The organism is Aquibium pacificum (assembly GCF_040839445.1).
GTDB classification, from domain to species: Bacteria; Pseudomonadota; Alphaproteobacteria; order Rhizobiales; family Rhizobiaceae; genus Aquibium; species Aquibium pacificus.
Genome location: NZ_JBDPGJ010000001.1, coordinates 59,577 through 83,089, shown reverse-complemented (window position 1 = coordinate 83,089; position 23,513 = coordinate 59,577). Strand labels below are relative to the sequence as shown.

At 66.7% G+C, this 23,513-nt stretch carries 21 protein-coding genes; 13 read left to right on the top strand and 8 right to left on the bottom strand.

Annotated elements, in window-relative coordinates:
- Positions 1–6 precede the first annotated feature (6 nt).
- Genes ABGN05_RS00445 through trhO form a run of 3 tightly spaced genes read right to left on the bottom strand, consistent with a single transcriptional unit; the run spans position 7 to position 2,017 of the window.
- Complete coding sequence (locus tag ABGN05_RS00445; RefSeq protein WP_367952027.1) at positions 7–750, bottom strand: tellurite resistance TerB family protein; 744 nt, start codon at positions 748–750, stop codon at positions 7–9.
- A 52-nt stretch (positions 751–802) separates the two neighbouring features.
- The gene (locus tag ABGN05_RS00440) at positions 803–1,006 is read right to left on the bottom strand and encodes a hypothetical protein (protein ID WP_367952026.1); all 204 of its coding nucleotides are present in this window, start codon (positions 1,004–1,006) and stop codon (positions 803–805) included.
- Between the two features lie 39 nt (positions 1,007–1,045).
- Complete coding sequence (gene trhO / locus ABGN05_RS00435; protein WP_367952025.1) at positions 1,046–2,017, bottom strand: oxygen-dependent tRNA uridine(34) hydroxylase TrhO; 972 nt, start codon at positions 2,015–2,017, stop codon at positions 1,046–1,048.
- A gap of 122 nt (positions 2,018–2,139) precedes the next feature.
- Between trhO and ABGN05_RS00430 the strand changes: the two genes are divergently transcribed.
- Complete coding sequence (locus ABGN05_RS00430) at positions 2,140–3,054, top strand: N-acetylmuramidase domain-containing protein (RefSeq protein WP_367952024.1); 915 nt, start codon at positions 2,140–2,142, stop codon at positions 3,052–3,054.
- An 86-nt stretch (positions 3,055–3,140) separates the two neighbouring features.
- Complete coding sequence (locus ABGN05_RS00425) at positions 3,141–3,782, top strand: 2-dehydro-3-deoxy-phosphogluconate aldolase (RefSeq protein ID WP_367952023.1); 642 nt, start codon at positions 3,141–3,143, stop codon at positions 3,780–3,782.
- Positions 3,783–3,837: 55 nt separating this feature from the next.
- Here the strand turns inward: ABGN05_RS00425 and mepK are convergent, their stop codons facing one another.
- Both mepK and ABGN05_RS00415 read right to left on the bottom strand, forming a co-directional pair.
- Positions 3,838–5,712, bottom strand: coding sequence for a peptidoglycan L,D-endopeptidase MepK (gene mepK, locus ABGN05_RS00420; protein ID WP_507237404.1), 1,875 nt, complete (start codon positions 5,710–5,712; stop codon positions 3,838–3,840).
- A gap of 227 nt (positions 5,713–5,939) precedes the next feature.
- Positions 5,940–7,475 carry a sigma-54-dependent transcriptional regulator gene (locus ABGN05_RS00415; protein WP_367952021.1) on the bottom strand — a complete coding sequence of 512 codons (1,536 nt, stop codon included), beginning with the start codon at positions 7,473–7,475 and terminating at the stop codon, positions 5,940–5,942.
- Positions 7,476–7,624: 149 nt separating this feature from the next.
- Between ABGN05_RS00415 and ABGN05_RS00410 the strand changes: the two genes are divergently transcribed.
- From ABGN05_RS00410 to ABGN05_RS00395, 4 genes are all read left to right on the top strand, one after another.
- On the top strand, positions 7,625–9,487 hold the full coding sequence (locus tag ABGN05_RS00410) for a M3 family oligoendopeptidase (protein WP_367952020.1): 1,863 nt from the start codon (positions 7,625–7,627) through the stop codon (positions 9,485–9,487).
- A 75-nt stretch (positions 9,488–9,562) separates the two neighbouring features.
- Positions 9,563–9,856, top strand: coding sequence for a CopG family ribbon-helix-helix protein (locus ABGN05_RS00405; protein WP_367952019.1), 294 nt, complete (start codon positions 9,563–9,565; stop codon positions 9,854–9,856).
- The gene (locus tag ABGN05_RS00400) at positions 9,853–10,137 is read left to right on the top strand and encodes a type II toxin-antitoxin system RelE/ParE family toxin (RefSeq protein WP_367952018.1); all 285 of its coding nucleotides are present in this window, start codon (positions 9,853–9,855) and stop codon (positions 10,135–10,137) included. Before ABGN05_RS00405 ends, ABGN05_RS00400 begins: the two co-directional genes overlap by 4 nt.
- Positions 10,134–11,066: a heme-dependent oxidative N-demethylase family protein gene (locus tag ABGN05_RS00395; RefSeq protein ID WP_367952017.1), complete on the top strand. Its 933-nt coding sequence runs from the start codon at positions 10,134–10,136 to the stop codon at positions 11,064–11,066. Before ABGN05_RS00400 ends, ABGN05_RS00395 begins: the two co-directional genes overlap by 4 nt.
- A 16-nt stretch (positions 11,067–11,082) precedes the next feature.
- Here the strand turns inward: ABGN05_RS00395 and ABGN05_RS00390 are convergent, their stop codons facing one another.
- Positions 11,083–11,376 (bottom strand): hypothetical protein, encoded by a 294-nt coding sequence (locus tag ABGN05_RS00390; RefSeq protein ID WP_367952016.1) that lies wholly within the window; start codon positions 11,374–11,376, stop codon positions 11,083–11,085.
- Positions 11,377–11,460: 84 nt separating this feature from the next.
- A complete protein-coding gene (gene ilvD / locus ABGN05_RS00385; RefSeq protein ID WP_367952015.1) occupies positions 11,461–13,296 on the bottom strand; it encodes a dihydroxy-acid dehydratase in 1,836 nt (611 codons plus the stop codon).
- Positions 13,297–13,535: 239 nt separating this feature from the next.
- Between ilvD and ABGN05_RS00380 the strand changes: the two genes are divergently transcribed.
- Positions 13,536–15,287 carry a hypothetical protein gene (locus ABGN05_RS00380; protein WP_367952014.1) on the top strand — a complete coding sequence of 584 codons (1,752 nt, stop codon included), beginning with the start codon at positions 13,536–13,538 and terminating at the stop codon, positions 15,285–15,287.
- A 292-nt stretch (positions 15,288–15,579) separates the two neighbouring features.
- Here the strand turns inward: ABGN05_RS00380 and ABGN05_RS00375 are convergent, their stop codons facing one another.
- Positions 15,580–16,167 (bottom strand): TetR/AcrR family transcriptional regulator, encoded by a 588-nt coding sequence (locus ABGN05_RS00375; RefSeq protein WP_367952013.1) that lies wholly within the window; start codon positions 16,165–16,167, stop codon positions 15,580–15,582.
- Positions 16,168–16,300: 133 nt separating this feature from the next.
- Between ABGN05_RS00375 and ABGN05_RS00370 the strand changes: the two genes are divergently transcribed.
- From ABGN05_RS00370 to ABGN05_RS00345, 6 genes are all read left to right on the top strand, one after another.
- Positions 16,301–16,798: a hypothetical protein gene (locus ABGN05_RS00370; protein WP_367952012.1), complete on the top strand. Its 498-nt coding sequence runs from the start codon at positions 16,301–16,303 to the stop codon at positions 16,796–16,798.
- 180 nt (positions 16,799–16,978) lie between these two features.
- On the top strand, positions 16,979–18,424 hold the full coding sequence (locus ABGN05_RS00365) for a homospermidine synthase (protein WP_367952011.1): 1,446 nt from the start codon (positions 16,979–16,981) through the stop codon (positions 18,422–18,424).
- A gap of 89 nt (positions 18,425–18,513) precedes the next feature.
- The gene (gene omp10, locus ABGN05_RS00360) at positions 18,514–18,888 is read left to right on the top strand and encodes an outer membrane lipoprotein Omp10 (RefSeq protein ID WP_367952010.1); all 375 of its coding nucleotides are present in this window, start codon (positions 18,514–18,516) and stop codon (positions 18,886–18,888) included.
- Between the two features lie 42 nt (positions 18,889–18,930).
- Positions 18,931–19,608, top strand: a complete 678-nt coding sequence (locus ABGN05_RS00355) for a zinc metallopeptidase (protein WP_367952009.1) — start codon at positions 18,931–18,933, stop codon at positions 19,606–19,608.
- Positions 19,609–19,631: 23 nt separating this feature from the next.
- Positions 19,632–20,885: a phenylacetate--CoA ligase family protein gene (locus ABGN05_RS00350; protein ID WP_367952008.1), complete on the top strand. Its 1,254-nt coding sequence runs from the start codon at positions 19,632–19,634 to the stop codon at positions 20,883–20,885.
- Positions 20,886–21,049: 164 nt separating this feature from the next.
- Positions 21,050–23,449 carry a 5'-nucleotidase C-terminal domain-containing protein gene (locus ABGN05_RS00345; protein WP_367952007.1) on the top strand — a complete coding sequence of 800 codons (2,400 nt, stop codon included), beginning with the start codon at positions 21,050–21,052 and terminating at the stop codon, positions 23,447–23,449.
- The last annotated feature ends 64 nt before the right edge of the window (positions 23,450–23,513 follow it).

Below are 23,513 nucleotides of genomic sequence, written 5' to 3'. Positions count from 1 at the left end.
AATCGTCTACCAGGGCGATTTCGGGGGCGTGGGGGCGGAGGGATTTGCGGCGGACTCCTTGGCAGCGGAGACCGTGGCCTCGATGTGGTCGACCAGCGCGTCGGGCAGTTGGAGGCGGCCGGCGAGCATGTCGAGATAGCCGCGCTCGGCGCGCGTCTCGGGCTCGATGGCCAGACGCGAGGCGGTGTAGAGTTCGACGCGTTGCGCCTCGGTCGACGCGGATGCGACGAGGGCATCGAGATCGACCGGGCGTTCGAGTTCCCGCACCAGGAAGGCACCTTCCTCCTCGCCCATGCCCGAGAGCTTGAGACGATCGCCGATGCGGCCGCGCTCCTCCGCGTCGATGTGGCCGTCGGCGCGTGCGGCCGAGATCATGGCACGCACGAGCGTCAGCGCGAACTCGTTCTCGCCCTGCGGCGCGTCGGCCGGATCGAATCCGGTGTCGGCCGGCGGCGCCAGGAGTTCAGGCTTTTCGGACGGCGTGGCCGCCGGCTCCGCGCCGCTGTTGTAGTTCTGGTAGGCCTTGTAGGCGAGGCCGGCGATGGCCGCGAGGCCGCCCATCCTCAGGACCGAGCCGGTGACCTGACGCCCGGCGCCGGTGCCCAGCAGCATGGCGGCGATGGCGCCGGCCGCGAGCGGGTTGTCCTTGGCAAGTTGCGTCGCCTGCCCGGCCTTGTCCCGGACGGTGCCTCCCACTCCCGGCACCTGTGAACCGAGCAGATCGTCGAGCAGCTTCTTGGGATCGAACATGGTGCCTCCGTGGGTATTGGTCACGGGGAGATAGGGGCCGGCCGATCGCGGTTCAACGGTCTTCGGGCGCGGGCGGATCGGCGAATGGCGCGGGAACCGGGACGCCGTGCTTGCGGAACAGCCGCGCCACGCCAACGTCGATGCCGCGACAGCCGCAATTGCGCGCATGCTCGGCGTGCCAGGCGATCCGCTGCAACTCCGTCGGGTTCTCCGGCATCCTGTGGCTCTGATGCCACTCGCGGTTGATCTTGGACATGGATACTCCCGCCTGCTCCCGGCTCGTCCCCGCAAGCTATCAGCGGCGGTCGCGGGCGGCTTGATCCGGATCAACCGGCACCTGTCCGATGTGGGGCGCCTCGCCGCGTTCGCGCGCGAGCGCGACCTGGCGGTGTCGCTCCGCATAGCGGGCGCGGTCCTCCTCGCTGCGGCGGTCGTGGCAGTGCGGACACGAGACACCTTCCTCGAACGAGGGCGAGGCTTTCTCGGCCGGCGTGACCGGATGGCGGCAGGCGCGGCAGAGCTCCGCCTCGCCCGCCGCGAGCCCGTGCACGACCGACACCCGCTCGTCGAACACGAAGCACTCGCCCCGCCAGCGGCTTTCAGCCGCCGGCACCTCTTCCAGGTAGCGCAGGATGCCGCCCTTGAGGTGATGCACGTCGGGAAAGCCGAGCGACTTCATGTAAGCCGTCGCCTTCTCGCAGCGGATGCCGCCGGTGCAGAACATCGCGATCCTGCGGCCCTCCAGCGAAGCGCGGTTGCGCTCCACCCATGCGGGGAACTCGCGGAAGCTGGCGGTGCCGGGGTCGACGGAGCCGGCAAAGCTGCCGATCGCGGTCTCGTAGGCATTGCGCGTGTCGATCACCACGGTATCCGGGTCCTCGACCAGGCGGTTCCAGTCGCGCGGATCGACATAGGCGCCGACACCCTCCAGCGGATCGACGCCATCGACGCCCATGGTGACGATCTCGCGCTTCAGCCGCACCTTCAGCCTGTGGAACGGCATCTCTTGCGCCCGGCTGAACTTTACCTCGGCATCGGCGATGCCTGCCTCGTCGCGGAGCCAGGAAAGCAGTTCGTCGATTGCCGCGTCGCTGCCGGCCACCGTTCCGTTGATGCCCTCGCGGGCAAGCAGGAGCGTTCCCCGGATGCCACGGGCGGCGCAGAACGCATCGAGCGGCTGGCGCAGCGCCGCCGGATCGCTCAGCCGGCAGAAGCGGTAGAGCGCGGCGACCTTGAATCCGGCTGCGGGCGTGGATGGATCCGACATGGCGCATCGCCTAGATCGTTGGGCTTGCTGGCGCAAGCGAAGAGATAGGGTGGAAATCTGTCAACGTCCGTCGGCGTTGCAGGAATATGTTCCTCGACAGGAATCGATGAGGATGCCGGGACATGTTCGAACAGGAAACCATCGCAAGCATCAACAGGACGGCCGAGGAAGCAGGGCTCGAACCCGCGGCGCTGCTGGCCGTCGCCGAAGTCGAGAGCGCCGGCAAGGCGTTCGCCACGGTGGGCGGCAGGCGCGAACCCCTGATCCGTTTCGAGGGACACTATTTCGACCGGCGACTCACCGGCGCCAAGCAGGCGCAAGCCCGCGCCGCCGGGCTCGCGTCGCCCAAGGCCGGCGGCGTGGCCAATCCGCGTACGCAAGCCGGACGCTGGGACCTGCTCGAACGCGCCTGCGCCATCGACCGGAAGGCCGCCTGGGAATCGGTCTCGTGGGGGCTCGGCCAGGTGATGGGCGCGCACTGGCTCTGGCTCGGCTATGCGAACGTCGAGGCGCTGGTCGGGGAAGCGCGCAGCGGCGTCGCCGGCCAGGCGAGGCTGATGGTCCGCTATATCGACAAGACCGGCCTGCGCGCCGCAATTGAACGGCGCGACTGGGCGGCCTTCGCGAAGGGCTACAACGGCCCGGCCTACAAGAAGCACGGCTACGACACCAGGATCGCCGCCGCCTATGAAAGGCACCGCAAGGCGGGCGGAGGGACCGGAAAGGATGCATCGGGCGACGAGAAGGCCCCGGACGACCGCGTGGTTATCAGAAGCGGGGATCGTGGCGCCGGTGTCGCCGAACTGCAGAAGCGGCTGTCCGCCGCCGGCCATCCCTGCGCGATCGACGGCGTCTTCGGACCCGCCACCGCGGCGGCGGTTCGCCGGTTCCAGCGGGAGAACGGTCTTTCGCCCGACGGCATCGCCGGACCCCGGACATTGGCCGCGCTGCGTCGGATGAAATCGGCCGGTGAGGAGGAAATCGATTTCTGGCTTCGGCTGCGAGCCTTCGTCACGCGGCTTCTCAGGGCCGCCTGAATTCCGCCGGAGCCGGACTTCTGGTTGCGGGGACGATAGGCTATACCGTTGCGGTCTCAGGATCCGCGGAAGGGAACGACGTCCTCATGCCCCAGAAAGCCGACAAGCTCCTTCCCCTCATGACGGGCCAGCCGGTGATCCCGGTGCTGAAGATCGCGCGCGCCGCCGATGCGGCGCCGCTGGCGCGGGCGCTTGCGAGAGGCGGGTTGCCGGCGGTGGAGATCACCCTGCGCACCCGCGAGGCGATCGACGCGATCCGCATCGCCGCGGCCGAGGTGCCGGAGGCGATCGTGGGCGCCGGCACCATCCTGACGCCACGCCAGTACGACCAGGCGACGGCTGCCGGGGCCCGTTTCGTCGTCAGCCCCGGCATGACGCAGGAACTGCTGGATGCCGCGCGCGCCAGCGACGTGCCGCTGTTGCCGGCCGCGATCACGCCGAGCGAGATCATGGCCGCCATGGAAGAGGGCTATTCGCTGCTGAAATTCTTCCCGGCCGAGCAGGCGGGCGGTGCGGCGTTCCTGAAGGCGCTGGCCTCGCCGCTCGCCGGCGTGCGCTTCTGCCCCACGGGCGGAATCACCGCGGCGAATGCGGGCGACTATCTGCGGCTGCCCAACGTGATCTGCGTCGGCGGCTCCTGGGTCGCCCCGGACGAACTGGTGGATGCGGGAAACTGGGACGCCATCGAGGAGCTGGCACGCCAGGCGGTCGCGGCCGCACGGGGCTAGTCCAGACCAGAAGATACGCCTGGCCCGCACGGACGAGGCTCGATCGACGCCGCGATCAGTTGGTGTCGAAGGTTGCCACCGACAGGAAGGTGACCGCGTTGCCCGAGAACCTTGCCGGATCCGGCTCCTTCATGGCCGGCACGAAGCCGCTCGTGTAGACCTGCCGGGGCGAGGTGCGGATCTCGTTGTAGGCCAGCGACGGCTCCTTGGCCGAAGCGATGGCGCGCGTCAGGTGTCCGGAACGCTCGAGCGCCCAGCGCGCCGCGACTTCCTCGACCGGAATGACCACCGGCTTGCGATCGGCCTTCAGGTCCTGCGGGCCGGGCTTGGCAGATTTCCCGGTGGTCTTCACCTCCGATGCGATCGCCTTCACGGGATCGACGCTGCCATTGCTGGCTAGCAGCACCGCACGCTGCGAGGCGCCGTTGCTCTCGCCGGTGGCGACGCGCGAACCCTTGCCGATCTTCTGCTCTACGGCGCCCACGATGTCGGACTGGATACGCACGCGGGCCTCACGCGCCTCGGGGCGCGGTGCCGGCATCGCCGCGATCATTTCCTCGATAGGCCCGCCGGACGGACGCAACTGCGGCACCGGCGCAAAGGCCGCGAGCGCGATCGTATCGCTGGGCGGAGCGGGATCTTCCGGCCGCCGGGACGGCATTGCCGACTGCGTGTCGGACAGCGACGCCATTACGGAACTGCGGATCTGCCCGGCCGCGTCGGCAACCGGCGTTTCCGGCAAGGCTTCCGCGACCTTCGCCGCCGCGATGAGTTCCGCGGCCGGTCTCGTGGTCGGCGTGGGGACGGCCAACGCCACGACGGTTTCTTCCTGGGCGGGTTCGACCACCGGAGCGGCACCGGACGCGCTTGCGACGAGAACGGTGGTTTCGGGAACGATGCGCTGCGCGAAGACCGGGAGCGGAACGCTGCGGGCCGGCAGGGACGCGATGATTTGTTCCGGAGTCGGCTCGGCCTTTTCGGGTTCGCGCGCCGGGGCCGGCGCGGACGCCGCTGCGACGGCCACGCCCGGCAGTGCCTGCCTCTCGGGTTCCTTGCGGGTCGCGGCGGCGGCCGGGACGTCGCGGCCGGTCGCCCGGGCGATCGTTGCGAAGGATGTGCTCGATTCCTCTTCCTCGTCCGCGCCGCCCCCGAAGAGCGCCGCCAGGAAGCCGCGTCCGGAACCGGACCGCGGGGCCTCCGCGTCGTTGCTCGCCACCTGGACGGTCGCACCGCTGCGTCCGCGGGACTTGTACGACGCAAGTGCCTGGTCGTAGCCGGGCAAGGGCTTTCCGTCGCTCGGCACATGGAGCGTGCCGCCGTTCGGGAAGATCGCGACCAGTTCCTTGCGGCTCATGCGCGGCCAGTGGCGGACGCTGCCGACGTCGAAGTGGACGAAGGGCGAGCCGGAGGTCGGATAATAGCCGACGCCGCCAGCGCCCATCCTGAGACCGGTGGCACGCAGCGTGCTGAGCTTCACGCCGGGGATGTAGAAGTCCATGGCCTTGCCCAGCGTGTGCTGGCTGTTCTTGGCAACGCCCTTGCTGCGGCTGCGCAGCATCGAATTGGTCGTCGGTGAGCGATAGGCGGACACGACGTGGATGTAGTCTCGGGCGCCGACCGTCTGGTATGCCTCCCAGACGATGTCCAAGAGCTTCGGATCCATCTTGGTCGGCTCGTTGCGGCGCCAGTCGCGCAGGAACCTGTTGACCTCATTGAGACCGGACTGGATGTAGCGTCCGTTCTTCTTGTAGGTGATCTCCGCCCTCTCCTTCGTATGGATGAAGTAGAGTTTCAGCGTGCGGGTCTGGGCATGTGCCTGGCTGGCCGTAGCCATCAGCAACCCCGTTGCGAAAAGCACTCCGGCGGCCCGAAACAGCCTGGAAAGTGCGCGCGACCGCCACCATGCGATGGAGAAGTACCGTGTGTCCAAAATGATAGGCCTTGCTGGCTTCTTTTTCGTCCCCGGTAGTCCGACGGCGCTACCTACATCGTCGGACTATCATCCCTAATGGTTAACTGGAGCTTATTGAAGTCGAAATACGGTGAGACGATGGCGGGAACTTGCCCGAAATCGATCCCCGTTTCGCTTGGTAAATGAAAGCTTCCCGGGATGCAATTTCGGAAAATGCCGGTCGGCGATCCATGAACCGAAAAAAATCAGGAGGTCACCTTGTCGCCCCGGCCAGCCTCGGGTTCGATCCCGTATTCCTTGAGTTTCCTATAGAGCGTGGAGCGACCTATGCCCAGCCGGCGCGCTACTTCGCTCATCTGTCCTTCGTAGTGACCGATGGCGAACTGGATCATTTCCAGTTCGACGTCCGCCAGCGAGCGGACATTGCCCTTCTCGTCCAGCGCATCGAGAACGGCGTCGCTTTCGCGGGCGGCATAGATGCCCGGCGTCGGCAGCCGCAGCCGGCCCGTCTGGCCTCCCTCGGTGCCAAGGCCGGCAAGTTGCGAAATGGCGGCAGGCTCCACCTCGAGATCGCTCTCGGCACCGGCGTCGACCGTCCCGACCTGGGCGCAGATCTGCGGGAATTCCTCCGGCGTGAGGATGGAACCCTCGCACAGCACGACGGCGCGGAAGATGGCGTTCTCCAGCTGGCGGATGTTGCCCGGCCAGTCATAGGCCTTGAGGATCGCCAGCGCCTCGCCCGAGATGCCATGGACCCGCCCGCCCGTTTCGGCGGCACCGATCGAGCCTATGAAATGGCGGACGAGGCCGGCGATGTCCTCGCGACGGTCGCGTAGCGGCGGAACGAAGATCGGAAACACGTTCAGCCGGTAGAAGAGGTCCTCGCGGAAGAGCCCGTCCCTGACCCGCTGGAGGAGATCGCGGTGGGTGGCAGACACCAGGCGGATGTCGACCTTGACCGGCGCCCGTCCGCCGACCGGATCCACCTCGCCCTCCTGGACGGCACGCAGGAGCTTGACCTGGACATCGAGCGGCAGGTCGCCGATCTCGTCGAGGAACAGCGTGCCGTGGTTGGCCTCGATGAACTTGCCCTGGTGCTTGTCGGTCGCGCCGGTGAAGGAGCCCTTCTCGTGGCCGAACAGGATGCTCTCGACGAGATTGTCCGGGATGGCGCCGCAGTTGACGGTGACGAACGGTTTTGACTTGCGGCTCCCAGACCCCTGGATCGCGCGCGCGATGACTTCCTTGCCGACGCCCGATTCGCCTTCGATGAGGATCGGGATGTTCGACGACGCCGCCTTCTGGGCGAGGCGGATGACGCGCTCCATGGCTGGGCTGGTGGTGACGAGGTCCCCGATCGTGAGCGTCTTTTGCTTTTCCGGCCGGGTGCGGCGGCTGGCCGCGTCATGCGTCTCGACCTTGATGGCCTTGGCGATGGAAGCCTGGAGACGCTCCGGCGAGACCGGCTTGACGACGAAGTCGAACGCGCCCGCGCGCATCGCCGCCACGACCGTGTCGATCCCCGCCTGCGCGGTCTGCACGATCACCGGCGTGCCGATCCCGCGTTCGCGCATGGCTTCGAGGACGGCAAGTCCGTCCGTGCCGGGCATGACGAGGTCGAGCACGACCACCGCGAAGCTTTCGCGGGCGGTATCGAGCTTCTCCAGGGCGGCGGCGCCGCCGTCCGCGCACACGGCCGCGTGGCCGGCGCGCGTCACGGCCGCTTCGAGAAGCCGGCGCTGGACGGGATCGTCGTCGACGATGAGGACTGGGCCCGACATTTAACCTTCGCACAGGTGATCTAATGGTCGAAATTGCTGTCTGGATCATGATGGCACGGGGGTCTAAATAGGGCCTCAAGAAAGCCGGTGAACAAACCCTTTCAGCTCCGCGCGCCGGCCGCGGCATCCAGGCGGGCAAGGACCGAGCGATGAAATTTCAGATCGAATCCCTTCTCGCCGGCGCGACGCTCGCGCCCTCCGGCGCGTCGGCCGCGGCCGCGCCGGTATCGAGCCTGGGCGATCTGCCCGAGTGGAACCTCGGCGATCTCTATGCGGCGATGGACGCGCCCGAACTGCAGCGCGACATCGCGCGCGCGCAATCCGACGCGGTCGCCTTCGAGACCGAGTGGAAGGGAAAGATCGCCGAGGCGACGAGAGACCCGAACGGCGGTGGGCTAGGCGCGATGATGCATTCCTACGAGGCGCTCGAGGAACTGATCGGGCGTATCGTTTCCTATGCCAGCCTCGTCTACGCCGGAGACACCGGCGATCCCAAACGCGCCAAGCTCTACGGCGACATCCAGGAGAAGATGACGGACGCCAGCGCCCATCTCCTGTTCTTTTGCCTCGAGCTGAACAAGGTGGAGGAGGCCGGCATCGCCGCCGCACTCGATGCCGATCCCGCATTCGGCCGTTATCGTCCCTGGGTCGAGGACCTGCGCAAGGACAAGCCCTACCAGCTCGAGGACCGTGTCGAGCAGTTGTTCCACGAGAAGTCGATCACGGGACGCGGCGCCTGGAACCGCCTCTTCGACGAGACGATGTCGGCCCTGCGCTTTACCGTTGACGGGGAGGAGCTTTCGCTCGAGCCGACGCTGAACCTCCTGCAGGATTCCGACGGCGATCGGCGGCGCCGCGCCTCCGAGGCCCTGGCGCGGACGTTCAAGGATAATCTGCGCATCTTCACGCTGATCACCAACACGCTGGCCAAGGACAAGGAGATCTCCGACCGCTGGCGCGGATTTGGCGACATCGCCGATTCCCGCCATCTGGCCAACCGGGTCGAGAGGCCCGTGGTCGACGCGCTCGCGGCCGCGGTGAAGGACGCCTATCCCCGCCTGTCGCACCGCTATTACGCGATGAAGGCGCGCTGGCTCGGCATGGAGCGGATGAACCACTGGGACCGCAACGCGCCGCTTCCCGAAACGCCGCAGGCGATCATCGGCTGGGAGGAGGCGCGCGAAACGGTGCTGTCGGCCTATCGCGGCTTCGCGCCGGAGATGGCCGAGATCGCGGGAAAGTTCTTCGACCGCAACTGGATCGACGCGCCGGTGCGCTCCGGCAAGGCGCCCGGCGCCTTCGCCCATCCCACCGTCCCTTCCGTGCATCCCTACGTGCTGCTCAACTACATGGGCAAGCCGCGCGACGTCATGACGCTCGCCCACGAACTTGGCCATGGCGTTCACCAGGTGCTTGCCGGCAAGCAGGGGCCGCTAATGGCGTCGACGCCACTGACGCTGGCCGAGACGGCCTCGGTGTTCGGAGAAATGCTGACCTTCCGCTCGCTGCTCGAACGGACGCGTGACCGCCGCGAGCGCAAGGCGATGCTCGCCCAGAAGGTCGAGGACATGATCAACACGGTGGTGCGCCAGATCGCCTTCTACGAGTTCGAACGCAAGGTGCATACCCAGCGCCGCATGGGGGAACTCACGTCCGACCAGCTGGGTGAATTCTGGCTGGAGGTGCAGGCCGAGAGCCTGGGTCCCGCGATCCGGCTGCGCGAGGGCTACGAAGTGTTCTGGGCCTACATCCCGCACTTCGTCCATTCGCCTTTCTACGTCTACGCCTATGCCTTCGGGGATTGTCTGGTGAACTCGCTCTACGCGGTCTACCAGAACGCCGAGAAAGGCTTTCAGGAGAAGTATTTCGACATGCTGCGGGCCGGCGGCACCAAACACCATTCGCAGCTGCTGGCCCCCTTCGGCCTGGATGCCTCCGACCCCGGCTTCTGGGCCAGAGGACTTTCGGTGATCGAGGGTTTGATCGACGAACTGGAGGGGATGGAGGGGTAGAGCGGTTCGGGTTGACGTTGACCGCAGGTATGCCCGCGATTACGATGTCATCGATTGTAATACAAAGGCGATCGAATGGCCGATAGCTCCAGCCTCGTCTCGGTTCGGCTTCCCGACGACCTCCGCCAGCAGGTCGACGACCTTGCGCGGCTGACGAAGCGCTCGCGTTCCTTCGTCGTCAAGGAAGCGGTCGCGTCCTACTTGGAGGAGCGCCGGCAATATCTCGACGCGATTGACGAGGCAGTCCGCGAAGCCGACAAAGGCGTCTTCGTGTCCGGCACGGCCGTCGAGGCCTGGCTTCGCTCATGGGGGACCGGAGAACCGCTGCCTGCTCCGGAGCCGGACATCCTGCCGCATGACGAACAATGAACTGGCGGCTTCTTCCGCGAGCCGTTCGCGATCTGGCGGAAATCGAATCCTTCATCCGTCGTGACGATCCCGCCGCTGCGGCATCCGTCGCAAGTCGCCTGGCGAAGTCCTTCGAGCTTCTCTCCCGCAAGCCCGACATCGGTCGCCCGCTCCCTCGCACAGGCGTGAGGGAATGGTCCGTTCCGGGTCTTCCCTATATCATACCGTATCGCACCGGACCGGCCGGAATCGAAATCCTCCGGGTCTGGCATACTAGGCGAAAGGCACCCGAATTCTGGTGAGAACACCCCCCACCCACACGCCCTATGACGGCTCCTCGACGCCTTTCACCATCGGACTGAGGCCGCTCGACATTGCGACCTGGCTGGAGATCGACGACCACTATGAAGCCTACCTGGTCGAAAAGCGGCGCCTGATCGCCAAGGACGTCGAGGCGGTGTTCCGGGCCGAGCCGGAGACGGAGGCGGCGCAGGCGGAGGTGCTGGGCCTGGTCCGGGAGCATCTGGTCGACGGGTTTCCCGCGGTATTTCCCGGAACGAGGCAGTGGGAAGCCGCGCTCGCCGCGCTAGATGCTGTGGCTTCGGAAGATCACCCTCCCCTGCTCGCCGCCTCCCTGCTCGTGCAGGAGGATCTGGTCCTGATGCGGCGCGGCGAGGAGGGCTGGCGGCTGGCCGCGGCCTCGCTCTGCTTTCCGTCCTCCTGGTCGCTCGCCGAAAAATTCGGCAAGCCGATGCACGAGATCCATGCGCCGGTTCCGGGCTTCGCGGCCGGCACCCGCAACGCGGACCTCATCGCCCGCATGTTCGACAATCTGCGGCTCGACCGACCGGTCGAGCGCCTCAACTGGTCGCTCCAGACCGACGCGGAACTGCACAAGCCGATGTCCTCGCAGGCGCTCGACGAGCGGGCGGCTTCGCGCACCCCGCGATTCGGAGAAGCGCCGGCCCAGAATGCCTTCGTGCGGGTCGAGCGCCAGACGCTGCGCAAGCTGCCGGTTTCGGGAGACATCCTGTTCACGATCAGGATCTTCCTGGATCCCATGCCGGTGCTGGACCGCCATCCCGAGCGCGCTTCGCTCGCGCGTTCCTTCGCCGCGCAACTGGCCTCGCTGGACGAGCGCCAGCTCGACTACAAAGGCCTGACGGCCGACCGCGACAGGCTCGTGGCGGCGCTGGAAAGGATGGCGGGAGAGCCGGTCGCCGCGGGTTGACCGCAGGCTTTCGGGTTCAGATACCGGAGCCGAAGAGTTCCTCGCCCTCTTCCCACGGGCTCGGACGCGGCGAGGCGCCCGCCGATGGCAGCGGCATCCAGCATTTGAGTTCGGGCTCGGCATAACCGATGATCTGGCCGGGATGGGAATCAGCCGAGCGCCAGCCCTCCATGCCGAACTGGTCCGCGCGCGCCCAGTGCGCCACGTCCACCTGCGCCGGTCCCTGCTCGGAGTCCCGGACGGTGACGAGGATGCGGCTGCCGTCCCTCGGCGCGCTGCTCATGTGCCGCCAGCCAGTCGTGTCGTCCATGCCGCTTCCTCCGTTCGGGAAGAAATTCTAGGTCGCAGGTGAGGCGCCGGCAATGCACCGCCGCCCTCGACTTGAAGCCTCACGTCACTCCGGCAGAATCCGCACCGCGCCCCTGTCCGCGCTTGCCGCGAAGGCGGCATAGGCCTTCAAAGCCGTGGTGACGTTGCGCTTGCGCGACGCTTCCGGCTTCCAGCCCTTCGCATCCTGCTCGGCGCGGCGGCGGCCGAGTTCCGCATCGTCGACCATGAGCGTGATCGTCCGGTTGGGGATGTCGATCTCGATCATGTCGCCCTCGCGCACGAGCCCGATCGCGCCGCCGCTCGCCGCCTCCGGCGAGACATGGCCGATGGAGAGGCCCGAGGTGCCGCCCGAAAAGCGGCCGTCGGTCAGGAGCGCGCAGGCCTTTCCGAGGCCTTTCGACTTCAGATAGCTGGTGGGATAGAGCATTTCCTGCATGCCGGGGCCGCCCTTCGGCCCCTCGTACCGGATGACGACGACGTCGCCGGCCTTGACCTCGTTGGAGAGGATGGCCTTGACCGAGGCATCCTGGCTTTCGAACACTTTCGCGGGGCCGGTGAACTTCAGGATGGAATCGTCGACGCCGGCGGTCTTCACCACGCAGCCGTCGAGCGCGATGTTGCCCTTGAGCACGGCCAGGCCACCGTCCTTGGAGAAGGGATGTTCCGGCGAGCGGATCACGCCTGACTTGCGGTCGAGGTCGAGGTCGGTCCAGCGGTTCGACTGGCTGAAGGCCTGCGTGGTGCGCACTCCGCCGGGTGCGGCCATGAAGAAGTCGCGGACGCTCTGCGAATTGGTGCGGCTGACGTCCCAGCGGTCGAGCGCGTCGCCCAGCGTCACCGCGTGGACGGTCGGCTCGTCGCGGTTGATCAGCCCGCCGCGGTCGAGCTGGCCGAGGATGGCCATGATGCCGCCTGCGCGGTGGACGTCTTCCATGTGCACGTCGTTCTTGGCGGGCGCGACCTTGCACAGCACCGGCACCTTGCGCGACAGCGCATCGATGTCGTCCATGGTGAAGTCTATCCCGCCCTCGTGCGCGGCGGCGAGGATGTGCAGCACCGTGTTGGTCGAGCCGCCCATGGCGATGTCGAGCGCCATGGCGTTCTCGAAGGCGGCCTTTGTGGCGATGGAGCGCGGCAGCGCCGTCTCGTCGTCCTGCTCGTAGTAGCGGCGGGCGAGGTCGACGATCAGATGACCGGCCTCGACGAACAGGCGCTTGCGATCGGAATGGGTGGCGAGCGTCGAGCCGTTGCCGGGAAGCGACAGGCCGAGCGCCTCGGTCAGGCAGTTCATCGAATTGGCGGTGAACATGCCGGAGCAGGAGCCGCAGGTCGGGCACGCGGCTTCCTCGACCGCCTGAACCTCCGCGTCTGTGTACTTGTCGTCGGCGGCTACGACCATCGCATCGATCAGGTCCAGCGCCTGCAGCTTGCCTTTCATCATTGCCTTGCCGGCCTCCATCGGTCCGCCGGAAACGAACACCGCCGGGATGTTGAGCCGCATCGCCGCGTTCAGCATGCCGGGCGTGATCTTGTCGCAGTTGGAGATGCAGACCATGGCGTCGGCGCAGTGCGCGTTGACCATGTACTCGACCGAGTCCGCGATGATCTCGCGCGACGGCAGCGAATAGAGCATACCGTCATGGCCCATCGCGATGCCGTCGTCGACGGCGATGGTGTTGAACTCCTTGGCGACGCCGCCGGCCGCCTCGATCTCGCGGGCGACCAGCTGGCCGAGATCCTTCAGGTGCACGTGGCCCGGCACGAACTGGGTGAAGGAATTGACGACCGCGATGATCGGCTTGCCGAAATCGCCGTCCTTCATGCCGGTCGCGCGCCACAGGCCGCGCGCACCGGCCATGTTGCGGCCGTGGGTGGTGGTTCTGGAGCGATAGGCTGGCATGGCAATGATCCTGTCTCTTTGATGCCCTCCTTAACGCGGATTTGTCCGCCAGCAAAGGCGTGGGAGCCATTCGAAGAGACGGGCAGTCCGCAGCCGCGCCTCTGCTTTCACCGCAAAACCACCCGGCGAACCGCGCGCGTGGGAGTGAACGCATTTGATTTGTCATCCAACGTTTTCGAGAACATAATTTCCGGGCCGACGAATGGCGCATCGTCATCGTCCCACATGTGGAGGCTCGCATGAGATTTCACGTTCTCCTGAAAAATTCACGTCTGCCCGTTCTCCTGTTCGCCGGGATGGGAGCCGGCGCAGCTGCAGCCGCTCTCAATTCCGAAGACGCAGCGCAGGCGATCTCGCGATCGGCCACCTGCATGTTCGCCAGCATACCGACCCAGGTCCAGTCGCCCGAGGCGATGAAGTCCTACGAGGAGGCCGAACCGCCGCTCTGGGACGATCTGGGCACACTCGCGTACCCCGTCACCACGACAGTGCCGGAGGCGCAGGCATATTTCGACCAGGGACTGAGGTTGACCGCGAACTTCAATCATGCGGAGGCGCGGCGCTCCTTCCGCAAGGCGCAGCGGCTCGATCCGGATTGTGCGATGTGCTTCGCCGCGGAGGCCCTCATCCTCGGGCCGAACATCAACGTGCCGATGGACCCGGCAGCCAATCCTGCCGCACTCGCCGCCATGGAGAAGGCGCAGGTGCTCGCCGGCAAGGCGAGCGCGAAGGAACAAGACATCATCGCGGCGATCGCCACGCGCTATTCGCCCGATCCGGCGGCGGAGCGGGCGGCGCTCGACGGCGCATTCGCGGACGCGATGACGGCGGTGGCGGACAAGTATCCCGACGATCTTGCGCTGGCCGTCTTGGCCGCCGAAGCCGACATGGACACCCAGCCCTGGGACTACTGGGAACCGGGCGGCGCCGCGGCCAAGGGACGGACGGCCGACGCGCTCGGTCGCATCGAGGGCGTGCTCGCAAGGTCGCCCGACCATCCCTGGGCGATCCACCTCTACATCCATCTGGTGGAAGCATCCGACCGGCCGGAACGCGCGGAGCCCTATGCCGATCGTCTCGCCGCGCAGATGCCCGGCGCGGGCCACATCGTCCACATGCCGAGCCATATCTACTACCGGATCGGCCGCTACGTCGATTCGCTGGAGGCCAACAAGGCGGCGTCCGCGGTGGACGAGGCCTACATCTCCGAGACCGGCGCGATGGGCGTCTATCCGATGGGATACTACTCGCACAACATCCACTTCGTCCTGGTGTCGGCCCAACTCCTTGGCGAGGCAGAGACGGTGCTCGCCCAGGCCGAAAAGCTGGACAGGTGGCTGACGAACGAGGTCGCGACGGCCGTTCCGATTGCCCAGCCGGTCAAGGCCGCTCCCTACTTCGCCTGGGCCCAGTATGCGCCGCCGGAACAGGTGATGGCCCTGCCCGAACCGCCCGGCGCGCCGCCCTACGTAAAGGCCATGTGGCACTATGCCCGCGGCGCGGCGCTTGTGGGCATGAAGGATCTTGCCGGCGCGGCGGCCGAAGCGGATGCCATAGCGCGGCTCGCCGCCGAGACCGACTGGTCGATGCTCGACGCGTGGGGGGTGCCCGCCCGGCCGGTCCTCGGCGTGGCGGAAAAGGTGGTGCGCGCGCGCATAGCTCAGGCCGAGGGCGATCGCGCAAAAGCGATCGAGCACTGGCGCGCGGCGGCGGAGACCGAGGATACCATCCCCTACATGGAGCCGCCGTTCTGGTACTACCCGGTGCGGCAGTCACTCGGAGCGGCCCTGCTCAACCAAGGCGACGTCGAGGCGGCGGCGAACGAGTTCGGCGCCGCGCTCAAGCACGCGCGCGGAAGCGCATGGGCGCTCTACGGCCTCAAGGAAGCCGCGAAGGCCAGGGGCGACGCGGCCGCCGAGAAGGAGGCTGAAACCGAACTCGTGAAGTCGTGGCGCGGCGATCCGGCGCTGCTCACGCTGGATCGGCTCTGATCCGGACACTCCCGGTGCCGCGAAGGTGCGGCGCCGGGAGACGGCTTTCCCGACATCGATGGCGCGCGGCTGCTGCAGGCGCGTCCGCGCCGATCGCAGCCGAGGGCGAAAAGGCGCGCGCGCCCGCCATGTTGGGGCCATGGGTGGTGGTTCGGGAGCGATAGGGTGGCATCGCAATGGTCCTACTGTTTCTGGAGTGTCCGAAGTCCTTTCTGCGCCAACGACCCGCGTGACCAGACCTTCGGGTGCGGGCAAGTCCTGCGGAATCGCGCAGAGCGCAGTAGTTCGCCCCCTAGGCCGCGAACCTGCGGGCGTCGTCGACGAAGAAACCGTGGGGAATGCCGCCGCCGACCAGTCGGTGGAACATCGCGTCGATTTCCTCGGCCGACGTTCCGGGCTCCTCCGAGAGCCACCAGGTCGCGACCGACATGAAGGCTCCGGTGATGAAATCGAGAATCAGCCTGCTCGGTGTACCGCGATGAAAGCCCGGGCGGGCATGGGCGCCGAGGAAGCGCGTCAGCTCCTGGCGGATCGCAGCTAGCACGATCGCATGGCCCGCGGTCCCCTCCAGTGCCGTGAGCAACGCGCGATGGTCGTGCATGTGGCGCAGCAAAGCGAGCGTTCCCTGGCAGGATTCGATGCGGGGTCGCAGCAATTGCGTTTCGCGGCCATGCTGGAGAACCGGACGCAGTCGTTCGAGGCTGCGCGCGACGAGCTCGTCCTTCGACCGGAAATGGGCATAGAAGGTCGAACGTCCGACGCCCGCCTCGGCGATGATATCCGGCACGGCGATGGCGTCGTACGGGCGGGTCAGCATGAGCCTCACCACGGCATCGTAGAGAGCCTGCCGGGTTCTGTAGACACGTCGATCGATCGCCACGGGTCGCTCCCAGGTCAAGGGACGTCAGGGGGCGGATGCCGGACGTATTGCCCGAAACGTCCGGCAACAACCCGCCAACACTCACAGATATCGCGCTAACGCTCTCTCATCGCAACAGCAAGGGAGAGCCTTCATGTCGACCCAACTCATCTCCGGCGCCCCGTCGACGTCCAACGAACTCCGTTCCGCCGAGTTCCGCGCCGGCGCCGCGGCCCTGTTCATCCTCTTCTTGACCTCCGTGCACCACGCCTGGGGCGCCTATGTCTTCGCCACGCCTTTCCGGCTCCACATCGTATTCATCAGCGTTCCGTTCGCGGCCGCAGTCATCGGCCTGATCTACTATGCCGGGACGGTCGAGGCGCGCCGCGCGAGGATCGCGCGCTGGGCGGCGATCGTCACTATCGCGGCCTTTCCGATCCTGGCGATCGGCATCTACGAGGGCGGCTACAACCACGTCGTAAAGAACCTAATCTTCTTCATCGGCGGAGCCGGCGCGGCCCGGGAAGCCTTTGCCTCCCCGATGTACGAGATGCCCAGCGACGTCTTCTTCGAGGTGACCGGGGTCTTGCAACTGCCCGCAGCCATCTTTGCTTCGCTGCAGCTGTGGCGGCTCGCGCGGGCGATCCGCTGAGGAGCACGGGCGTCGGCAGTGGCCGGCGCCCGACCTCGATCAATTGCCGAGGGCGCGCCAGCGCCGGTCACAGCCGAGAGGAACGAGCGCGCGGGATTTCGCTTTATTGTGACGACCGTTTGTGGTTTAGCCGCCACCCAACCGCGCGTTCGCAATCAGCCCTTCCGGAGATCCTGCGTCATGGCGAAAAATACCTGGCCCCTGCACGGCGAAATCACCGGCCCGATCGTGATGATCGGCTTCGGCTCGATCGGCCGCGGCACGCTCCCGCTGATCGAACGCCATTTCACCTACGACAAGTCGCGCATGGTCGTCATCGATCCGTCCGATGCCGACAAGGCGCTGCTCGACGAGCGCGGCATCGCCTTCGTCAAGGAACACGTGACGAAGAAGAACTACAAGGACCTGCTGACCCCCCTCCTGACCAGGGGCGAGGGCCAGGGATTCTGCGTCAACCTTTCGGTCGACACGTCGTCGCTCGATCTCATGAAGCTCTGCCGCAAGCTCGGCGTGTTGTATATCGACACGGTGGTCGAGCCCTGGCTCGGCTTCTATTTCGACAAGGAGGCGGACAACGCATCGCGCACCAACTACGCGCTGCGCGAGACCGTGCGCGAGGAGAAGCGCAAGAATCCCGGTGGCACGACCGCCGTCTCCTGCTGCGGGGCCAATCCCGGAATGGTGTCCTGGTTCGTCAAGCAGGCGCTGCTGAACCTCGCCAACGACACCGGTGCCAAGATCGCGGAGCCGGCTGCCGACGACCGCAAGGGTTGGGCCAAGCTGATGAAGAAGCTCGGCGTCAAGGGCATCCACATCGCAGAGCGCGACACGCAACGCACCAAGAATCCCAAGCCGATGGACGTGTTCTGGAACACATGGTCGGTGGAGGGCTTCATCTCCGAGGGCCTGCAGCCGGCCGAACTCGGCTGGGGCACGCACGAAGAGTGGAAGCCCAAGAACGCGAAGAAGCACAAGAAGGGCTCCAAGGCCGCCATCTATCTCGAGCAGCCGGGTGCAAACACCCGCGTGCGGACTTGGTGTCCGACGCCGGGTGCACAGTATGGCTTCCTCGTCACCCACAACGAAGCCATTTCGATCGCCGACTATTTCACCGTGCGCGACAAGGACGGCGAGGCGACCTACCGTCCGACCTGCCACTATGCCTACCATCCTTGCAACGACGCCGTGCTATCGCTGCACGAGATGTTCGGCGCGGCCGGCAAGGCGCAGCCGGTCCATCATGTGCTCGACGAGAACGAACTGGTCGACGGCAAGGACGAACTCGGCGTGCTCCTCTACGGCCATGAGAAGAACGCCTATTGGTACGGCTCGCAGCTGACGCTCGAAGAGACGCGCAAGCTCGCGCCCTACCAGAATGCCACCGGCATGCAGGTGTCGTCGGCCGTGCTGGCCGGCATGGTCTGGGCGCTGGAAAATCCTGAAGCCGGCATCGTCGAGACCGACGAGATGGACTACCGGCGTTGCCTCGAGGTCCAGATGCCCTATCTCGGACCAGTGAACGGCTATTACACCGACTGGACGCCGCTCGATGGTCGACCGGGGCTCTTCCCGGAAGATCTCGATACCAAGGATCCATGGCAGTTTCGCAACATCCTGGTGCGCTGAAAACGAAGCGGGCTCCTTGTCGTTCAGCCTGCCTTGCTTTTGCCGGGCCGGCGCGGCATGAAACGGCATCCTGAGGAGAGGAGCGCACAATGAGAACGGTTCGACTGCTTGCGGCTTCGGTCGCCCTTGCCACGCTGGCGGGATGCCAGATGGCAGGTCCGGGAAGCGGCCCGGTCGTGCGCGCGCCCTCGGGCGTGGACGGAGACTGGGTCGGAACGGACGGCGTGGCGGTCTCCCGCTTCAGCAACGGCGCCTTCGAGACCTATGCCCGGGATACGGGAAACAAGCTCGCCCAGGGCAGCTATTCGATGCGCGACTCCCGCACCATCGACATCACGCTGACCTCGCTGATCCGCCAGACGACGTCGAGCGTCGTCTGCTCGATGGTGACGTCGACCCAGCTCAACTGCACCAGTTCCAGCGGCAACCAGTTCGTCCTCGTACGCCGCGCCGGCGTCTCCTGACCCTGACGGCGCTCCGCACCGGCCGGTTCTGACGGCCCGCCGATGATCGTCGTTGCCGTCCTCCTGCTGCTGGCGATCGTGGTCCTGCCGCAGCTCTGGGTCCGGCACACGATCAGCAAGCATGGCGCGGAGCGGCCCGACCTGCCGGGAACGGGCGGCGAACTGGCGCGGCATCTGCTCGACCGCTTCGATCTGGGCAACGTTCCCGTCGAGATCACCGAGAAGGGCGACCACTACGATCCGGACGCCAAGGTGGTGCGGCTCCTGCGCCAGCATCATGACGGACGGTCGTTGTCGGCCATCGCGATCGCGGCGCACGAGATCTCGCACGCGCTTCAGGACGCCAATGGCGAGCGCAAGCTGGCGGCGCGGCAGCGACTGGCAAAGCTCGCCAACGTGACCGACCGCCTGGCGGGGATCTTCTTCATCGCCGCCCCGGTCCTGACGCTGATCGCGCGCACGCCGGCCGCCTTCGTCGCCGTGATCGGTCTCGGCATCGGGCTGCTCGCCGTCCGCGTGCTGGTGAACCTCGTCACCCTGCCGGTCGAGATGGACGCGAGCTTCTCCAAGGCGCTGCCGATCCTGCGCGAAGGGCGATACCTTTCCGAGGACGACCTGCCCGCCGCCCACAGCGTGCTGAGGGCAGCCGCCTTCACCTACGTCGCCGGCGCGCTCATTTCGCTGGTGAACCTTGCACGCTGGATCAGGCTCCTGCGATAAGGACGGCGGGGGAGGAGAAACCCATGAGCACCCATTTCGACGAACTGGAGACGCGCGATCCAAAAGAGCGCGAAAGCGACCTCTTCGGGCGCCTGCCCGGCTTCCTCGCGCAGGCCGCATCCAGGGCGCCCGGGCTCGCCAAATGGCTGGAGGGCGTGCCGCTCGAGGCGGTGAATTCCCCCGCCGCGCTCGCGGCTCTGCCGGTGCTGCGCAAGTCCGAACTGATGGAATTGCAGGCCGGGTCTCCCCCGTTCGGCGGTTTCGCCGACGAGAGCGCCCTTGGAGGGCGACGCGTCTTCCTTTCCCCAGGCCCTATCTGGGAGCCGGAGTGGACGGAGGATGAGGCCTTCCACAATGCACGCGCCTTCTTCGCCGCCGGCATTCGATCCGGAGACCGCGTGCATAACGCTTTCGCCTACCACATGACGCCCGGCGGGTTCCTGCTCGACGCGGGCGCGCGCGCCCTCGGCTGCACGGTCTTTCCGGCCGGCACCGGCAACACGGACATGCAGGTGGAGGCCGCGGCCGCGCTCAAGCCGGCCGTCTATTGCGGCACGCCCGACTTTCTCAAGGTCATGCTCGACCGCGCCGCGCAGGCGGGCAAGGACCTTTCCTCGTTCCGCCGCGGCCTCGTCTCGGGCGGCGCTCTCTTCCCGTCGCTCAGGGCGGAGTATGCCGGTCGGGGCATCAAGGTGCTGCAATGCTACGCCACGGCCGAGTTCGGCGTCATCGCCTACGAGACCGCCAGCGAGGATGGCGAGCCGAACCCCGGCATGGTGATCAACGAGAACCTGATCGTCGAGATCGTCAGGCCCGGCACGGGCGACCCGGTGGAGGATGGCGAGGTCGGCGAGGTGGTCGTCACCGGGTTCAACCCAGTTTACCCGCTGGTGCGCCTGGGCACTGGCGACCTGTCCGCAATCATCCCCGGCGCCTCCCCTTGCGGGCGCACCGGCCGGCGGCTGAAAGGCTGGATGGGTCGCGCCGACCAGCGCACGAAGATCAAGGGCATGTTCGTCGACCCGAAGCAGGTCGCGGAGATCGTCAGGCGTCATCCCGAGATCGCCAAGGCGCGGCTCGTGGTCACGCGCAACGGCGAGAGCGACGCGATGGAACTGCGCGCCGAGAAAGCCGACGGCGCAGCGCCGGATGCTTCGGCCATCGCCGCGTCGCTGCGCGACCTGACGAAGCTCGGCGGAACGGTCGAGATCGTGGAGGCGGGCGCGTTGCCCAATGACGGCAAGGTGATCGCCGACGAGAGGGACTATGCGAAGTGACCCGCGGGCAGGCGCAGGAAGCTCTTGCATCCGCCGTGTGCGGGTGTGAACATGAACGCCACGGGATGTCACGGGCCTGACAAGCAGCCGGTTCAAGACACCGACGACAAGATCTGTTTCGGAGTGCCGGTCCGCCGGATCCGGAACGCCACGGGAGACTGACGATGAAGAAGATAGCCACCCTTGCCGCGATGTCGGCATCGATGCTTGCCATGTCCACGGCGGCTTCGTTTGCCGACTACACGCTGAACATCCTGCACATCAACGACTGGCACAGCCGCATCGAATCGAACAACAAGTACGAGTCCACCTGCTCGGCCGAGGACGAAGGGAAGGGCGAGTGCTTCGGCGGCGCCGCGCGCCTCGTCACCATCATCGACGATCGCCGCGAGGCGCTCGCCAACGAGAACCTGCTGGTCCTCAATGCCGGCGACAATTTCCAGGGCTCGCTCTTCTACACGACGTTCAAGGGAACCGCGGAAGCCGAGTTCCTGAACCGCATGAAGTTCGACGCCATGACGGTCGGCAACCACGAGTTCGACGACGGCGAGGACGCCCTCGTGCCGTTCCTCGAGAAGGTGGAGTTCCCCGTGCTCAGCGCCAACGTGGCGCCGAACGCCCAGTCGAAGGTCGGCGACATGATCAAGCCGTCGCTGGTGCTGGACGTCGGCGGCCAGAAGATCGGCATTGTGGGCGCGGTCACGACCGACACGCCGGAGATCGCCTCGCCGGGACCCAACATCGCCATCGAGGACGACGTCGCGACGATCACCGCCGAGGTGAAGAAGCTCCAGGACCAGGGCATCAACAAGATCATCGCGCTCACGCATGTCGGATACGCGCGCGACATGGAGGCGATCGCCAAGATCCCCGGCGTTGACGTGGTCGTCGGCGGTCACTCGCATACGCTCCTGTCGAACACCGACGACAAGGCTGCCGGCCCCTACCCAACCATGATCGAGAACCCGGAAGGCTATCAGGTTCCCGTCACGCAGGCGGCCTCCTACTCGAAGTATCTCGGCGAACTGAAGGTGGTCTTCAACGACGAGGGCGTCGTGACGTCGGCGATGGGCGATCCGATCCTGCTCGACAAGTCGATCGTGCCGGATGAGGCGGTGCTTGCCCGCATCAAGGAACTCGGCGCGCCGATCGAGGAACTGAAGGGCCGCGAAGTCTCGGAGACGACGGCGCCGATCGACGGGAGCCGCGACACCTGCCGCGCGCAGGAATGCGAGATGGGCAATCTCATTGCCGATGCCATGCTCGACCGCACGGCCGACCAGGGCGTAACCATTGCCGTGCAGAACGGCGGCGGCATCCGTGCCTCGATCGACGAAGGCACGATCACCATGGGCGAGGTGCTCACGGTGCTGCCGTTCCAGAACACGCTGGCGACCTTCCAGATCACGGGTGCCGACCTGCGCGCGTCGATCGCGGCCGGTCTGTCCGAGATCGAGGAAGGCAAGGGCAAATTCCCGCAGGTCGCGGGGCTCAAGTACACCTTCGACAAGTCGGCCGCGCCGGACGACCGCCTGAAATCGATCCAGACGATGGAGAACGGTGCCTGGGTGCCGCTCGAGGACGGCAAGCTCTATACGGTCGCGACCAACAACTTCGTGCGCGGCGGCGGCGACGGCTACAAGCTGTTCGCCAACAATGCGCAGAACGCCTACGACTTCGGTCCTGGCCTCGAACAGGTGGTCGCCGACTACCTCGCCGAAAACCGGCCGTTCACGCCCGCGCTTGACGGCCGCATCACCGAGGTGAGCGCAGCCGCTCCGGCGCCGGCGGCAGCCGAGCCCGAGAAGAAGGCCGAGATGACGCCGGCCGCCGAGCCGGAAGCCAAGATGCCGGAGTTGCCGGCCGCGTCCTCCAGCCTCACGACAACCGCGCCGACGGTGCCTGCGGGCGATACGGCCATGAAGGCTGAGGAAGAAGCCAAGATGGCGGCCGAGAAGGCTGCGGCCGATGCCGCCGCCAAGGCCGAAGAGGAGGCCAAGGCCGCTGCCATGAAGGCCGAAGAGGAAGCCAAGGCTGCCGCAATGAAGGCCGAGGAAGAGAAGATGGCTGCGGAGAAGGCCGCGGCCGATGCCGCCGCCAAGGCCGAGGAGGAAGCCAAGGCCGCTGCCATGAAGGCCGAGGAAGAGGCGAAGATGGCGGAGGAGAAGGCCGCGGCCGATGCCGCTGCCATGAAGGCCAAAGAGGAAGCCAAGGCTGCCGCAATGAAGGCCGAGGAAGAGAAGATGGCTGCGGAGAAGGCTGCGGCCGAGGTCAAGACGCCCGACCTCCCCGCCATGTCCTCGACCCTGACGACCGAACCGCCGGCAGTTCCGGCCGAAGAGCCGCAAAAGACCGCGATGGCTGCGCCGGACAAGCCGGCCGACGGCGCGATGGCGCAGGGCAAGGAGCCCTACGTCATCATGCGCGGCGACAACTACTGGAAACTGGCCGTGAAGTTCTACGGCGACGGCATGAAGTGGTCGATGCTCAAGGACGCGAACCCGGACCTCGATCCCGATCGCCTGCCGATCGGCGGCTCGCTGGTGGTACCGGCCGCGAACTGACGGCCGAACGGATGGACGGGACCCGCCCTCCCCTGCGAGGGCGGGTCTTTTCGTTTCGGCCGGT

What these genes read in the sequence shown, in the direction of transcription:
- ABGN05_RS00445 (WP_367952027.1), bottom strand. Translation starts at nt 750, where the DNA reads ATGTTCGATCCCAAGAAGCTGCTCGACGATCTGCTCGGTTCACAGGTG.
- ABGN05_RS00440 (WP_367952026.1), bottom strand. Translation starts at nt 1,006, where the DNA reads ATGTCCAAGATCAACCGCGAGTGGCATCAGAGCCACAGGATGCCGGAG.
- trhO (WP_367952025.1), bottom strand. Translation starts at nt 2,017, where the DNA reads ATGTCGGATCCATCCACGCCCGCAGCCGGATTCAAGGTCGCCGCGCTC.
- ABGN05_RS00430 (WP_367952024.1), top strand. Translation starts at nt 2,140, where the DNA reads ATGTTCGAACAGGAAACCATCGCAAGCATCAACAGGACGGCCGAGGAA.
- ABGN05_RS00425 (WP_367952023.1), top strand. Translation starts at nt 3,141, where the DNA reads ATGCCCCAGAAAGCCGACAAGCTCCTTCCCCTCATGACGGGCCAGCCG.
- ABGN05_RS00415 (WP_367952021.1), bottom strand. Translation starts at nt 7,475, where the DNA reads ATGTCGGGCCCAGTCCTCATCGTCGACGACGATCCCGTCCAGCGCCGG.
- ABGN05_RS00410 (WP_367952020.1), top strand. Translation starts at nt 7,625, where the DNA reads ATGAAATTTCAGATCGAATCCCTTCTCGCCGGCGCGACGCTCGCGCCC.
- ABGN05_RS00405 (WP_367952019.1), top strand. Translation starts at nt 9,563, where the DNA reads ATGGCCGATAGCTCCAGCCTCGTCTCGGTTCGGCTTCCCGACGACCTC.
- ABGN05_RS00400 (WP_367952018.1), top strand. Translation starts at nt 9,853, where the DNA reads ATGAACTGGCGGCTTCTTCCGCGAGCCGTTCGCGATCTGGCGGAAATC.
- ABGN05_RS00390 (WP_367952016.1), bottom strand. Translation starts at nt 11,376, where the DNA reads ATGGACGACACGACTGGCTGGCGGCACATGAGCAGCGCGCCGAGGGAC.
- ilvD (WP_367952015.1), bottom strand. Translation starts at nt 13,296, where the DNA reads ATGCCAGCCTATCGCTCCAGAACCACCACCCACGGCCGCAACATGGCC.
- ABGN05_RS00380 (WP_367952014.1), top strand. Translation starts at nt 13,536, where the DNA reads ATGAGATTTCACGTTCTCCTGAAAAATTCACGTCTGCCCGTTCTCCTG.
- ABGN05_RS00370 (WP_367952012.1), top strand. Translation starts at nt 16,301, where the DNA reads ATGTCGACCCAACTCATCTCCGGCGCCCCGTCGACGTCCAACGAACTC.
- ABGN05_RS00365 (WP_367952011.1), top strand. Translation starts at nt 16,979, where the DNA reads ATGGCGAAAAATACCTGGCCCCTGCACGGCGAAATCACCGGCCCGATC.
- omp10 (WP_367952010.1), top strand. Translation starts at nt 18,514, where the DNA reads ATGAGAACGGTTCGACTGCTTGCGGCTTCGGTCGCCCTTGCCACGCTG.
- ABGN05_RS00355 (WP_367952009.1), top strand. Translation starts at nt 18,931, where the DNA reads ATGATCGTCGTTGCCGTCCTCCTGCTGCTGGCGATCGTGGTCCTGCCG.
- ABGN05_RS00350 (WP_367952008.1), top strand. Translation starts at nt 19,632, where the DNA reads ATGAGCACCCATTTCGACGAACTGGAGACGCGCGATCCAAAAGAGCGC.
- ABGN05_RS00345 (WP_367952007.1), top strand. Translation starts at nt 21,050, where the DNA reads ATGAAGAAGATAGCCACCCTTGCCGCGATGTCGGCATCGATGCTTGCC.